The 13,574-nt window shown below is 31.5% G+C and carries 11 protein-coding genes and 2 tRNA genes; 7 read left to right on the top strand and 6 right to left on the bottom strand.

Annotated features, from left to right (window positions below; translation table 11 throughout):
• Positions 1-8 precede the first annotated feature (8 nt).
• From HNP65_RS08725 to HNP65_RS08715, 3 genes are all read right to left on the bottom strand, one after another.
• On the bottom strand, positions 9-935 hold the full coding sequence (locus tag HNP65_RS08725; RefSeq protein ID WP_114702340.1) for a magnesium transporter CorA family protein: 927 nt from the start codon (positions 933-935) through the stop codon (positions 9-11).
• 133 nt (positions 936-1,068) lie between these two features.
• Positions 1,069-1,716, bottom strand: a complete 648-nt coding sequence (locus HNP65_RS08720) for a class II glutamine amidotransferase (RefSeq protein ID WP_184619872.1) — start codon at positions 1,714-1,716, stop codon at positions 1,069-1,071.
• A gap of 11 nt (positions 1,717-1,727) precedes the next feature.
• The gene (locus HNP65_RS08715) at positions 1,728-2,204 is read right to left on the bottom strand and encodes a metallophosphoesterase (protein WP_184619871.1); all 477 of its coding nucleotides are present in this window, start codon (positions 2,202-2,204) and stop codon (positions 1,728-1,730) included.
• A 99-nt stretch (positions 2,205-2,303) separates the two neighbouring features.
• On the opposite strand from HNP65_RS08715, the gene HNP65_RS08710 reads away from it, so the two are divergent.
• The 7 genes from HNP65_RS08710 to HNP65_RS08680 all read left to right on the top strand — a co-directional run bounded on the left by HNP65_RS08710 (position 2,304) and on the right by HNP65_RS08680 (position 10,331).
• Entirely contained in the window at positions 2,304-4,544 is a 2,241-nt protein-coding gene (locus HNP65_RS08710; protein WP_184619870.1) for a DUF4350 domain-containing protein, read from the top strand.
• A gap of 81 nt (positions 4,545-4,625) precedes the next feature.
• Positions 4,626-7,085 (top strand): ATP-dependent Clp protease ATP-binding subunit, encoded by a 2,460-nt coding sequence (locus tag HNP65_RS08705; RefSeq protein ID WP_184619869.1) that lies wholly within the window; start codon positions 4,626-4,628, stop codon positions 7,083-7,085.
• Positions 7,078-8,418: a DNA repair protein RadA gene (gene radA / locus HNP65_RS08700; RefSeq protein WP_184619868.1), complete on the top strand. Its 1,341-nt coding sequence runs from the start codon at positions 7,078-7,080 to the stop codon at positions 8,416-8,418. Before HNP65_RS08705 ends, radA begins: the two co-directional genes overlap by 8 nt.
• Positions 8,415-9,281: a DegV family protein gene (locus tag HNP65_RS08695; protein WP_184619867.1), complete on the top strand. Its 867-nt coding sequence runs from the start codon at positions 8,415-8,417 to the stop codon at positions 9,279-9,281. The genes radA and HNP65_RS08695 overlap by 4 nt, the downstream gene beginning before the upstream one ends.
• Positions 9,282-9,305: 24 nt before the next feature.
• On the top strand, positions 9,306-10,004 hold the full coding sequence (locus HNP65_RS08690) for a queuosine precursor transporter (RefSeq protein WP_184619866.1): 699 nt from the start codon (positions 9,306-9,308) through the stop codon (positions 10,002-10,004).
• A 94-nt stretch (positions 10,005-10,098) separates the two neighbouring features.
• Positions 10,099-10,176, top strand: a tRNA-Asp gene (locus HNP65_RS08685).
• Between the two features lie 77 nt (positions 10,177-10,253).
• Positions 10,254-10,331 (top strand) — tRNA-Asp (locus HNP65_RS08680).
• 63 nt (positions 10,332-10,394) lie between these two features.
• Here the strand turns inward: HNP65_RS08680 and HNP65_RS09880 are convergent.
• The 3 genes from HNP65_RS09880 to HNP65_RS08665 all read right to left on the bottom strand — a co-directional run bounded on the left by HNP65_RS09880 (position 10,395) and on the right by HNP65_RS08665 (position 13,573).
• Positions 10,395-11,345: a hypothetical protein gene (locus HNP65_RS09880; protein ID WP_246348248.1), complete on the bottom strand. Its 951-nt coding sequence runs from the start codon at positions 11,343-11,345 to the stop codon at positions 10,395-10,397.
• Between the two features lie 237 nt (positions 11,346-11,582).
• A complete protein-coding gene (locus tag HNP65_RS08670; RefSeq protein ID WP_184619865.1) occupies positions 11,583-12,542 on the bottom strand; it encodes an ABC transporter permease in 960 nt (319 codons plus the stop codon).
• Complete coding sequence (locus tag HNP65_RS08665; RefSeq protein ID WP_126992990.1) at positions 12,539-13,573, bottom strand: ABC transporter permease; 1,035 nt, start codon at positions 13,571-13,573, stop codon at positions 12,539-12,541. The genes HNP65_RS08670 and HNP65_RS08665 overlap by 4 nt, the downstream gene beginning before the upstream one ends.
• Position 13,574 lies beyond the last annotated feature (1 nt).

Below are 13,574 nucleotides of genomic sequence, written 5' to 3'. Positions count from 1 at the left end.
ATTAATAGTTATAACCATTTTTTTCTTTTAAACCAAGCAAGTGTTAAGAGTATCGTTCCAATAGACCAAAAAATTATGTGTACATAAGCTAATGGATTGTTTTGAAGGGGTAATTTTACGTTCATACCGTAGAAGCTTGTTATTATTGTTGGAACTTGCATTAGTATGGTAACTACCGTTAGAATTTTCATCACTATATTTAAGTTATTTGAAATAACCGAAGCGTATGAATCCATCATACCAGCAAGAATATCACTATATATATTTGAAACTTCTATTGCTTGCCTATTTTCAATTATTGCATCCTCTAATACATCTTTATCTTCTTCATATATTTTTATTATGTTACCCCGTAGAAGTTTTTCCATCATTATTTCGTTTGAACGGAGTGAAGTTGTAAAGTAAACAAGGCTTTTTTCAAGATACATCATTTCTTCAAGTTCTTTGTTTTTCATTGATCTATGAAGCTCTTCTTCTATTATGCTTATAGTTTTATTTACTTCCTTTAAATATGAAAGAAAAACTTTCGCATTTAAAAGAAATATTTGGAATATCATTCTACTCTTTTTATTAATGTCAAATTTATTATTTTCAATCATATAGTCAATAAAGTCAACAGGTTCTTTGCTGGAAAAGATAGTGTAATTTTTTCCAATAATTACCCCCATGGAAACAGTTCTATATGGTATTTTTGAATTACCATTAAACTTTTTAGGGATTTTTAAGATTATAAGTACAGTATCGTCATCTAATTCTATACGAGCCCTTTCGTCATCATCGAGGGAGTCATATATAAAATCCGGATCAAATTGAAGAAGACTTGAAAGCATGTGAATTTCATCGGCGGAAGGGTCAATTACCTTAATAAGGGAATTTGGAACGAATTTTTCTACTTCCACAATTTTATTTTCTTGCATTGTGTAAAATTTTACCATTTTTTCTACCTCCTTATATTAAACTACGGTGGTCTAGATAAAGGTTCATCTGAGTATCTACTAAAACTGTCACTACTCATTTCTTTTTCACCTCCTAGATTTTATTTTCTTAATTATACCACTTAAATCTATTTTAAATAATAACGTCTTTGAAAATTAATTTTCCATTTTCAAAAATTAAAAGTTCACCTTTTTTAATCATTTTAAAATCTAAGCCTAATTTTTCAGATGAAATTATATTTTTAGAATACCACATGGTATAGTAATCAGGATCACTATTAAAATAACAAAACGCATATAGTTTGTTGTTTTTGATCATTAAAAAGTTTACGCCAGTAAATTCGTTTTCTTTAATAAATTTTTTCAATCTTTGAGAAAAATCATGTAAATCTTTGAAATCTTTTACTATTAAGAAATATTCATAGCTATCACTTTCAAAGATGTTATTTCTTTTTAATGAGTGTACCGTCCCGTTATGACAAAAAGCTGTGCCGTTTTCATCAACAAATGGATGAATCTGAAGAAAACCAATTGGATAGTTTGGAGAAGCTTTTCTCGCGTGAATTATACCAATTTTTAAGTTAGGAAAAGAGATATCTTTTTCATAAATTGGTTCTTCAAATTTGTGGTACAATACCTCATTACTTTCAGTAAGTGCATAAATTCCAAAGCCATGTGAATGAGGACTTTTTAAGCCATTTTTCGCCATGTTTTGTAGTGCCTTAAACAAATAATTAATTTGTTTGTCATTCTCAAATGAAAATCCAATCATTCTACACATATAAAAATGCCCTAAATATATAGAATTTCCCATTTTTTACTTTTTGGCTCTAAAAGTATTACACTGGCTTTTCCAGTTAACCATCCAGAAGATTCTCCTGGGTTAATTACTAATGTTTTTTCTGTTTGTTCAGTATATATTTCATGTGTGTGTCCAAAAAATATAAAATCATACAAGTTACTTGATTTTGCTGCTTCTAATGCAAAAGGTTCATGCATCATTAAAATTCTGTAATTATCTATTGTAAAATCACGTGGTCCGACTTTTATTTTTCCATTTGATTTCTGTGTTAAAAGAAGTTTTTCACCGTCATTGTTACCAAATACTCCATAAAATTCTATTTCTTCTTTTACAAAGTATGGTAAAATAAACGGAGCTACAAAATCACCACAGTGAAATATCTTTTTTATGTTATTTTCAATTATTATTCTTTCTATTTCTTTAGCTTTGCGTAAATTATCGTGAGAATCACTTAAAATTAGCCACATTTCATCACCCCCTAACTAAATAATTTTAACATATATTCTTTTAAAAAAACAGAAGTTAGGTTATAATAATCTGTAGGGAAAATCTTGGAGGTGTTTTTTATGAAAAAGTGGATTTCTATTTTAGCTATTTTAGTGACATTTTTAACATTTGCAAATATTTATTATGGAAATTTACATTCACATACTTCTTATTCTGATGGAAAACTTTATCCGGAAGATGCGTATAATTACGCAAAAAATTATGTAGATGTGCTGGCAGTAACAGATCATGCATATTATTTTGAGCAACTTATAAATGGCAAAACTAAACCCTATTTAACAAAGCTTGCTGCTGAAAAGGCAACTGTTGAAGGAGAATTTATAGCTCTTCAAGGCTTTGAATGGACTTCTGGAATAGGTCATATAAATGTGTATGAATCGTTGCAGTGGGTAGATAGAAACAAAGTAAGTTCAATGGAAGGTTTCTATAAGTGGATTGTTGAGCATAAAAAGCTTGGACAATTTAACCATCCAATTTCTGTATTTGGAACTTTTAATGATTTTGAATATTACCCTCAAGCTGATTTATATATGAATTTAATTGAGGTTGGAAATGGTAATTGGAGTGCAGGTGATGTAATAAATGATGAAATGCTTAAAAATTACAGGATAGCACTTAACAAAGGTTGGCATCTTGGCGCAACAGTTGGTCAGGATAATCATAAGCCCAACTGGGGTAGTGCAAATGAAGGAAGGACAGGAATAATTGCTCAATATTTAAGCTACGATGATATAATGAGTGCATTATGGTCAAGGCATACATTTGGAACCGAGGATAAAGATGTTAAAGTTAGTTTTAGTTATGGAAATTATATAATGGGAGATATTGTTAAAGAGCCTGTTGAAAAAGCAACTTTGCATTTTGAGTATAAAGACTACGATAATATAGATTATTTTGCGTTAATTTCTCAAAGTGGAACAGTAGTTGAAGCATATCCAAGAAGTGAATCATATTCAACTGATATTACAGTTGAAATTCCTGATGGATATGAATGGTATTACTGTTACATTAAACAAAATGATTCTGATGAAATAGTTACTTCTCCAATCTGGTTTCAAAAAGAAAGTTCTATATATGTAAATAATGTAAAGTATAACAACAATGTTATTTTATTTGATATTTATAATGTTACTAGTGAAAATGTAGAAGCCGAGCTAAAAGTTGTTGATAATGAGCACGTAGTTACAACTAAGCAGGTAAGTTTTAAACCATATGGGATAAAGTTTTTATCTGTAAATTTAGGAAAATTATCACCAGGAGATCATCTTATCAAATTTTTAGTGAATGATGTGTTTATTCAATCACAAGAAATATTTGTAAAGTCATATAAAAAGACTGTAATGATTGACATACTTCACGAAAATGATCATATGGATGAATTAAAGGAATTTGGACAATTTTTATCTGAAAATGGGTATAGGATTTTGTATTCAAAGAGAATGTTGACCAATCTAAAAGATGTGGACATTTTAATTATTTCCACTCCAAAAGTTGATGGATTTGACTTTTCAAAGGATTTATTAGCTCCTGAAATTAAAGCTTTAAGCGAATTTAATGGAGAAATTATACTAATACCAGGTAGTGATGAAACATACTTTGATCTTTACAAACAAAAAATTAATGGTAAAGTTATTGAACTTGAAGCTTTATATGAAATGTTTGGATATACTAAGAAGAGATCAGTAAATAAAATAATAATTGACATAGGACATATGAATGATTATGGTACAGCAAAACTTACAAAGCTTGAAGATTTTATAAAATCTTTGGGGCTAGAAATTAGTTATGCCAGTAAATTGGAAGAAATAGATGGAGATGTATTAATTATTCAAAATGGTAAGGGATATACTGAAAGAGAATTAGAAAATATTGTAGACTTTGTAAAAAAAGGCGGAAAACTTATAATTACAAGTGAGAGTGATTATAGAAACGGTGGAAATACTAAAGAACTTAATTACATACTTGAAAAACTAGGACTGGGTACGAGATTTAATGATGATCAAGTTGTTGATGAAGTAAACAATTATGGTGCAAGGTACAAGATTCTTGTAAATGGTGTAAGATTATATAGCCCATGCTCATTAATAGTTGGAGAAGATGCAAAAATATTGTTAGAATCTGAAACTGCAAAGAATGAAGATAGTGATGGAAATGGTGATGCTGTAAAGGTTGATAAAGTAGTTTTGGCTGTTGAAGAGCAATCAGGATTAGGTAAAGTAATAATTTTGGGAAAGTCAATATTCTCAGATTATGATTTTGACTATAACAAGGAATTTATTTCAAATATAATATTAAATTAATAAAAATTGATATTTTAGTGTTTATAAGGTATAATAGAAACAGAAGTAATTTGTCGCGGACAGAAAGGGTGGTGGAAATATATGTTTGACAAGTTTTCTGAAGAGTCCGCAGAAGTTTTTGTAATGGCCCAAGAAGAGGCAAAAGAGCTAGGACATTCATATGTTGGTACAGAGCATTTACTTTTGGCTATTTTGAAAATTAATGATAATAAGATAAAGTCAATATTGGAAAATTATGGAATTACTTATACAAAAATTAGAAACGAGGTAATTTCCATTGTAGGTATGGGAATGCGTGGATTTATAATGTCACCTCAGATGACACCTAGAGCCAAAAGGGTGACGGAGTTAGCATATGAAGAAGCAAAGAGTCTTGGTGAAAATAAAATAAAACCTATTCATTTATTTTTAGGAATTTTAAGAGAAGGTGAAGGAATAGCAGTTCATATTTTAAGAAAAATGGGAATTGATGTTCAGATGTTAAGAAGGGAGTTGTCAGGAGATATGCCTGAAGAGGATTTAGCTGATTTTACAGATTTTGATGAGGAAATAGTGACACGTGCAAGACAATTGGAAGGTTTTGGAATTAATTTAACTGCACAAGCGATAAAAGGTGAACTTGACCCAGTTATTGGAAGAGAAAGTGAAATAGAACGTGTAATGCAAGTTTTAGTTAGGAGAAAGAAAAATAATCCAGTATTAATAGGTGATCCTGGTGTTGGTAAGTCTGCGATTGTTGAGGGACTTGCTCAAAAAATTGTAAACGGTGAAGTTCCAGAACCTTTAAAGGGAAAGACTATTTTTTCATTGGACGTAGCTTCTCTTGTTGCTGGGACAAAGTACCGTGGCGAGTTTGAAAAAAGGATGAAAAAGCTACTTCAGGTATTAAAAAATCAAAAAGATATTATACTTTTCATTGATGAGATACATATGATTGTTGGTGCAGGTTCAGCTGAAGGGGCAGTTGATGCTGCAAATATTTTAAAACCAGCGCTTGCACGTGGAGAGATAAAATGTATAGGTGCTACAACACCTGATGAATATAGAAAGTTTATTGAAAAAGATGCAGCATTGGAAAGAAGATTTCAAAAGATATATGTTCAAGAACCGACACCTGAGATGACTATTAGAATTTTACAGGGTTTAAAACCAAAATATGAAAAACATCATAAAGTAAAATATACTGATGAAGCTTTAGAAGCAGCAGTATATTTGTCACAAAGATATATAAGTGATCACTTTTTGCCGGATAAAGCGATAGATGTGATAGATGAGGCTGGTGCAAGAGCAAGATTGAAAGCATTCGTTATGCCAAAGGAATTGTTGAGTTTTAAAGAAAAGATTGAGGATATAAAGTTGAAAAAGGAAATTGCTGCGGCAAATCAAGAATATGAAAAAGCAGCTAAATTAAAAGAAGAAGAGAATGAGTTAAAAGAGGAATTTAATATTAGATACAATGAGTGGAAAAAGAATGTTGAAACTAGTGTTGTGGTTGTAGGTGTTGAAGAAATTGAAGAAGTAGTTTCAAATTGGACTGGTATTCCGCTTAAGAAACTTGAAGAAGGAGAAAGCGAAAAATTGTTGAAGCTTGAAGATGCTCTTCATAATAGGGTAGTTGGTCAGGAAGAAGCAGTAAGAGCTATTGCTAGATCCATTAGAAGAGCAAGGAGTGGTTTAAAAGATCCTAGAAGACCTGTAGGTGTGTTTTTATTCCTTGGTCCAACTGGAGTTGGAAAAACTGAGCTTGCAAAGACACTTGCTGAGTACCTTTTTGGTGATGAAAAAGCGCTTATTAGATTTGACATGAGCGAATATATGGAAAAATTCTCGGTTTCTAGATTAATTGGAGCTCCTCCAGGATATGTTGGATACGAAGAGGGAGGTGCTCTTACCGAAAGAGTAAGAAGGAGACCTTTCTCGGTAATTTTATTTGATGAAATTGAAAAGGCACATCCAGATGTCTTCAATCTTTTATTACAAATTATGGATGATGGAAGGTTAACCGATTCTCAAGGTCATGTTGTTGACTTTAGAAATACAATCATAATAATGACAAGTAATATTGGTGGATCTCAAATTGTTTCTGGAAAAAGATCCTTAGGATTTGTGGATAGCAAAGATAATAATATTGAATTTAAGGAAATGAAAGAAAAGGTTATTGAAGAAGTAAAGAAAACTTTTAGACCGGAATTTTTGAACAGAATAGATGAAGTAGTTGTATTCCATAAACTTACAGAAAACCATATTAGGGAAATAATAGAGATACTTTTAAAGGATATCAGAAAAAGACTTTCTGAAAAAGGTATTTCGCTTGAGTTAAGTAAAAGTGCAAAAGATTTTTTAGTACAAGAAGGTTACGATCCGGCATATGGAGCAAGGCCTTTAAAACGTGCCATTCAAAGGTATATAGAAGATCCTTTATCGGAAGAATTGTTGAAAGGTAAGTTTAAAGAGAATGACACAATTGTTTGTAGTTATGAAAATGGAAAGATAGTATTTAAAAAGAAAAGACAGAGAAAAGTAAAGGTGAAAAATGACTAAAAAAAGGACAGTTTATGTTTGTGATAATTGTGGTTATGAATCTTTAAAGTGGTTTGGGAAATGTCCTTCATGTGGTGCATGGGACAGTGCGAAAGAGATTAAAGTTAGTGAAGATGAAAAGAAAAATGCGGGTTTAAGTTCCCGCATTTTTTTGCTTGATGATAGTTTGAAAATTGATGAAAATAAAAGGTTGAAGTCAAATGATCCAGAGATTGATAAGTTGTTTGGTGGAGGAATTGTCTCTGGCCAGGTTATATTGCTTGGTGGTGAACCAGGAGTTGGAAAAAGTACACTTTCATTGCAGTTATGTAAGATGCTTTCAAAACATGGAAAGGTACTTTATGTAAGTGGTGAAGAAAGTATAGAGCAGATTGGTTTAAGATCAAAAAGATTGAATGTTAGTGATTCAAATCTTTATGTTACAACAGAAAATGAAATAGAATCAATCTTTGTTGCTATTAATCAAATAAAACCTTCTTTTATAGTTTTTGATTCTATACAGACTATATTTTCAAATAGTGTAGATGGAGTACCTGGGGGAATTTTGCAGATTAAAACAGTAGTAGAAAAGATAAGAAAGTTATCAAAAGAAAAAGGTATACCTTCACTTTTAGTTGCGCATGTTAATAAAGAGGGAAATATTGCTGGTCCAAAGTTAGTTGAACACGTTGTTGATACAGTTATTTATTTTGAAGGGGAAAAAAATACAGATTTTAGAATTTTAAGGGTTTTAAAAAATAGATTTGGACCAAGTGGAGAGTTAGCAATTTTTCAAATGTTAGAAGAAGGGCTTAAACCATTGAAGGATAGAGTGTTTATTGAGGAAAGTAATATGCCAGGAAATGTTATTTCTTGTGTGTTTGAAGGTACAAGGCCTATTCTTGTTCAAATCCAAAGTCTTGTCTCAAGAGATAAAATTGCTACTGCCAGGAGAATAGCCCATGGTATTGATGTTAGAAAATTGATTATTTTAGGTGCTGTAATTGCAAAACACCTTAATTTACCAATTGATTCTCATGATTTATATTTAAACGTATCTGGTGGATTAAAAATCACAGATCCTGCAAGTGATCTCGCTATTGCATCATCTATTTTATCTTCATTGTATAACACTTTCTTGGGAAAGGTCGTGATAATAGGGGAAGTGGGATTAGATGGAAGTGTTAGAAGGGTAAGAAATATTAAAAAGAGAATTGAAAATGCAAAAAAGTCGGGGTATGATAGGTTTATAATACCAAATGTTGAAGATATAAACGAGGAAAATATTATAAAAGTTTCTTCATTAAAACAATTAAATAGAATAATTCTAGGATCAAAGGAGGAGTTAATATGAAAACAAAAGTTATTGTTGATAGTACATCAGATATTCCAGCATCGTGGATTGAAAAATACGATATTGATATTGTCCCACTCTATGTAAATTGGACAGATGGTAGTAGTGAACCTGATAATGTTAGAGATGAGGAAAGCTTAAAAGAATTTTATGAAAGACTTTCAAAAGCAGAAGAATTACCAAAAACATCACAACCTTCCATTTTGGATTTTCAGAATGCATATAAAAGAGCTATAGAAGATGGGTATGATAGTATTTTGGTTTTGACAATTTCTACTAAAATGTCTGGAACTTTTAATTCTGCAAGACTTGCGGCACAATCTTTTGATATTCCAATTGAGGTTATTGATACGAGAATGGCATCTTCAATAATTTCCAATATGGCAAGGTATGCAAGAGAATTACTTGATTCTGGGATGAGTCTTGAAGAAGTTGCGCAAAAAGTGAGAGAAGAGAGGGAAAATAAAAGATTTCATGCTATATTTTTTGTTTCCGATTTTGATTTTCTGGCAAAAGGTGGAAGAGTAAGTAAATTTACAGGTTTTGTTGGTAATTTGTTGAAGATAAAAGTTGGAATTTACATAAATGAGGAAGGAGAAATGATTCCTTTTGATAAAGCAAGAGGTTATAAAAAGGCATATAGTATGATTTTATCAAAAATGGAAGAAGAAGGAATAAAAATTGGTCAAAAAATAGGTTTGATAGGTATTCATTGCAATGGAAAAGAACATATTGATGAAATGCTAAAATTAATTAAAGAAAGGTATGAAGTTGTATATTTCGATTACTCTAGCACTGGAAAAGTAATATCTACACATGTTGGTATTGGAATGGCAGGTTTTGGTATAGAAATTATTAGATAAAAAATTAAAAAGGAGGAATCTGCTGTGACAAACGAAGCACTCTGGCTTTTGCTAATGCTTGTAAACTTTGGAGGGATTTTGCTGTTTTACAGGCTAATGGGTAAAACTGGTTTGTATATTTGGACCGCTATTGCAACTATTATTGCAAATATTCAAGTATTAAAGACGGTAGAGTTATTTGGATTTGTTGCTACATTAGGAAACATAGTTTATGGAACAACCTTTTTAGTAACTGATATTCTATCGGAAAATTATGGAAAAAAAGATGCAAGAAAATCTGTATATGTTGGATTTTTGAGCCTTATAGTTATGACTGTTATGATGCAATTAGCTCTTTATTTTAAACCAGATCAATCAGATTTTGCACAGGGAGCTCTTGAAACTATTTTTTCAATAATGCCGAGAATTGTAATAGCTTCATTAACAGCATATTGGTTATCGCAGCTTCATGATATTTGGGCATATCATCTATGGAAAAATAAATTACCACAACTCAAATTTTTGTGGGTTAGAAACAACTTATCAACTATGATTTCACAATTTATAGATAGCTTTGTATTTTGTTTTATAGCATTCTGGGGTGTATATGAATTAAACGTTTTTTGGAGTATATTATGGACTACTTACTTTTTTAAATGGATTGTTGCAGCAGCTGATACACCGTTTTTATATTTTGCAAAATATTTGCATGATAAAAACAAGATTAATGAATTAGTAAAGTAATTGACCTGTTTTTACAGAAAATTAACTCGTTTTAGTGTTGACAAATACAAGTGTTTGTGGCAAAATAAATAACGGTCTTTGTCATCCAAGAGCTGGGGACGTGGTGAAGCCTGGTTATCACGCCGGTCTGTCACACCGGTGGCCGCGGGTTCAAATCCCGTCGTCCCCGCCAGTTAAATAAAATGTAGCCGACAAGGCGATTGACAAGATTATATGAATATGGTAAAATATTAATTGATGGCTAGTGTTGGGGACGTGGTGAAGCCTGGTTATCACGCCGGTCTGTCACACCGGTGGCCGCGGGTTCAAATCCCGTCGTCCCCGCCAAGATAAGGGGATAGCAAAAAGCTATCCCCTTTGTTTCTTATATAAAACATAACAAAATTATATCTAATGTTCTTTTTTTAAAAGTGTTTCTAAATTTAATTTCCAAATATATTCTGTTGGTGATTTACAAAAGTTTTTATATTTTAAAGCACCTGATTCGAATAATATATATAGTGAATTATCAATTTTTGATATTCCTTCTGACATAGGTAAAATATTTATTATTTTTACTGGATTATCTAAAAACCAAACGGGAATATTATTTATTTTTTTCTGTGGTTGTTTATTTAGCATATTAGGATAAAATTCCAATTTTGAATCATTATTTATACCGTATGATCTACTTAAAATTATATAATCTTCAGTAAATTCTACATCTTGTACAATATTTGGTGAGGCCAAAATATATTTAAGAGAAGAAATATTTTCATTTTTATCTAGTAGAAAACCAGTTATCCAAGAGTTAAATGATTCGTTTTTTTTATTAGTAGTTCTATGAGAGGGATCAGTTAAATAGCCAAAAACATGATAAAACTCACCCACCCATATATGATTGTTATAGTATTGGACAAAAGAAGCTCTAACAGGTATTTTGTAAGTTTCAATAATATTAATCTTATTTCCAGATTTTGTATTTATTAAGTTGTCTATTTTTATTTTATATAAATGATAGTCTGAAGATATCCATATAAATTTTTTACTTACGGCTACACCGCCTGCATGACCTGTATAGGGTTTTCCGTTTGAAAAATAAATGTTTAGATATTTTATATATTTTCCAGTCTTTTTATCTAATAAAACTAATATACTAGGTTTTTTACTAGCAGAATAATATGAAATAACTATCCAATTATTGAAATAACTTAGTCCCTGAGGAACATAATTTTCATTTAACTTTGGAATTGAAGCAAATTTGGATGAAATTTTATAAAAATAGTTATATTCAGTTTTAAAGTAATTTAGAATTAAAGCTATTAAAAAAGCAAATATAAAAATTTTACTTATGTTATTCATTTTTATTTGTACTCCTTTTTGGTAGAATTATTATAACAGATATTTAGTAAAGAATGGCAATAAATGATATATCTTTTTTGAAATGCAATTTAATAAGAAATGAGCTCTTTTTAAATATATTAAAATATTGCTTTTTTCAAAGCTTATAACGTAATTAATTAAAAAAATCCCTCTTCTTGAAAAAATAACTAAAATCAAGAAGAGGGATTTTTGTATAGATAATTTTATCATTATTTATTAGGAAGCTTTTTCATATGGAATACCATCAGCTTTTGGTGCACGAGATTTACCAACAAATCCTGCAACAACTATAATGGTAAGGATGAATGGGATCATGTCAAATAATGGTTTAACAGTTGCAGAAACGTGAATTAGGGAGCTGCTTTGCATTTGGTTTGCAAATGCACTTGATGCGCCAAATAATATACTAGCAAGCATTGCTCCTACAGGATTGTATTTACCTAAAATCATTGCTGCAAGTGCTATAAATCCTCTACCACCAGTCATTAATTCTCTAAAATGACCAACTTCACCAATACTTAAGTAAGCTCCTGCAAGGCCAGCCCAAACTCCACTCATTAGTACACCAAAATATCTTATTCCAAAAACATTTATTCCCAACGTATCAGCAGCTTCCGGATTTTCACCAACTGCCCTCATTCTAAGTCCAAGTTTAGTCTTATAGATTAGCCACCAGGAAAATGCAACAGCTGCAAATGCCATATAAACAAAGGGACTTAATTCACCAAATATTTTTCCAAAAAATGGTACATTAGATAATCCGGGAATTTTTAATTCTTCTACTTTTCCAACAAAGTCGGTTTGACCAGGTTTTCCGAAAATTGGTTCCATCAAAAAACCAGTAACACCTTGAGCTATTAATATTAAAGCAGTACCTAAAACAACTTGGTTACCTGCCCACTTAATACTTCCCCATGCATGAATCCACGAAAATGCAAGACCAGAGATTACAGCCATTAGTACTCCGACCCAAACATTCCCAGATAGATATGTAAACACGACAGAAGTAAATGCACTCATAAGCATAATACCTTCTAGGGCAATATTTACAACACCGGTAATTTCACTATATACTCCGCCAAGGGATGCAAAGATTAAAGGAGTAGCAGCTGTTAATGTAATTTTATAAAAAAGAGGGTTTATAAAAACAAGGAAAATTGCTTCTAAGACTCTCATTTTGTCACCTTCTTTCTTATCATAATAGTACGAACAATTCTATCGGCTGCGACAAGAAAGATAACAATACCTTGAATTATCATAACCATATGTTTTGGAACACCAACAAATTGCATTTCATTACTTCCAGTCCTAAGAGCTCCAATAAGTAATGCAGCAAATATAATTCCAATTGGATTATTTTGTCCAATTAATGCAATACTTATACCATCGAAACCCTTTCCTCCAGAAAGCTCACCTAAGAATCTGTGATGAACTCCCATTAATTCGGTTGCGCCTGCAAGACCAGCAAGTGCACCACTAATTGCCATGGCAAGGATAATATTTTTAGATACTGAGATTCCACCATATTCAGCAGCATAAGGATTAAAACCAACTGCTTTGATTTCATATCCAGTTGTTGATTTATTTAGTAAAATATACATAAAAATTGCTGCAACAACTGCAATTATAATACCTGCACTAACTTCAATGGCTCCTACCTTCATCAATATTGGAAGTTGTGCAGAATTAGCAATTTCAGGACTTTTTGGTGTACCTGACCCTACCTTTAGTGGACCTGTTACCATGTAAGATGCAAAGTAAGTTGCAATCCAATTGAGCATTATTGTCGTAACAACTTCATGAGCACCGGTCTTTGCCTTTAAAAATCCAGCAATTGCCGCATAGCCAGCACCAACTGCCATGGCTATTAAAATAGTTAATGGAATAGCGATAATCGGTGGTAAAAATCCAAAGTTTCCAGCAAAAGCTGCAGCAATCAATGCTCCCATTACCATTTGACCTTCTGCACCGATATTAAAGACCCCAGCTCTAAATCCAAAGCCAACAGCGAGACCAGTTAATATTAATGGAGTTGTTTTTATTATTGTATCAGCGATTGCTTGTTTTGAACCGAAAGAGCCTCTAATTAATGCTGAATAAGCAGTGAGTGGATTTTTACCAATCAATAATATAATAACTGTTGAAATAGCAAGTGCTATTAGTACAGAAATAATAGGTATGAGTATTGCAGAGAATCTTTTATTCATC

Source organism: Thermosipho japonicus, from assembly GCF_014201655.1.
Taxonomy (GTDB): Bacteria; Thermotogota; Thermotogae; order Thermotogales; family Fervidobacteriaceae; genus Thermosipho; species Thermosipho japonicus.
Note: the sequence above shows the minus strand (reverse complement) of the source record. Positions and strands in the feature narration are given on the sequence as shown.

What these genes read in the sequence shown, in the direction of transcription:
- HNP65_RS08695 (WP_184619867.1), top strand. Translation starts at nt 8,415, where the DNA reads ATGAAAACAAAAGTTATTGTTGATAGTACATCAGATATTCCAGCATCG.
- HNP65_RS08710 (WP_184619870.1), top strand. Translation starts at nt 2,304, where the DNA reads ATGAAAAAGTGGATTTCTATTTTAGCTATTTTAGTGACATTTTTAACA.
- HNP65_RS08725 (WP_114702340.1), bottom strand. Translation starts at nt 935, where the DNA reads ATGGTAAAATTTTACACAATGCAAGAAAATAAAATTGTGGAAGTAGAA.
- HNP65_RS08720 (WP_184619872.1), bottom strand. Translation starts at nt 1,716, where the DNA reads ATGTGTAGAATGATTGGATTTTCATTTGAGAATGACAAACAAATTAAT.
- HNP65_RS08705 (WP_184619869.1), top strand. Translation starts at nt 4,626, where the DNA reads ATGTTTGACAAGTTTTCTGAAGAGTCCGCAGAAGTTTTTGTAATGGCC.
- HNP65_RS08715 (WP_184619871.1), bottom strand. Translation starts at nt 2,204, where the DNA reads ATGTGGCTAATTTTAAGTGATTCTCACGATAATTTACGCAAAGCTAAA.
- HNP65_RS08670 (WP_184619865.1), bottom strand. Translation starts at nt 12,542, where the DNA reads ATGAGAGTCTTAGAAGCAATTTTCCTTGTTTTTATAAACCCTCTTTTT.
- HNP65_RS09880 (WP_246348248.1), bottom strand. Translation starts at nt 11,345, where the DNA reads ATGAATAACATAAGTAAAATTTTTATATTTGCTTTTTTAATAGCTTTA.
- radA (WP_184619868.1), top strand. Translation starts at nt 7,078, where the DNA reads ATGACTAAAAAAAGGACAGTTTATGTTTGTGATAATTGTGGTTATGAA.
- HNP65_RS08665 (WP_126992990.1), bottom strand. Translation starts at nt 13,573, where the DNA reads ATGAATAAAAGATTCTCTGCAATACTCATACCTATTATTTCTGTACTA.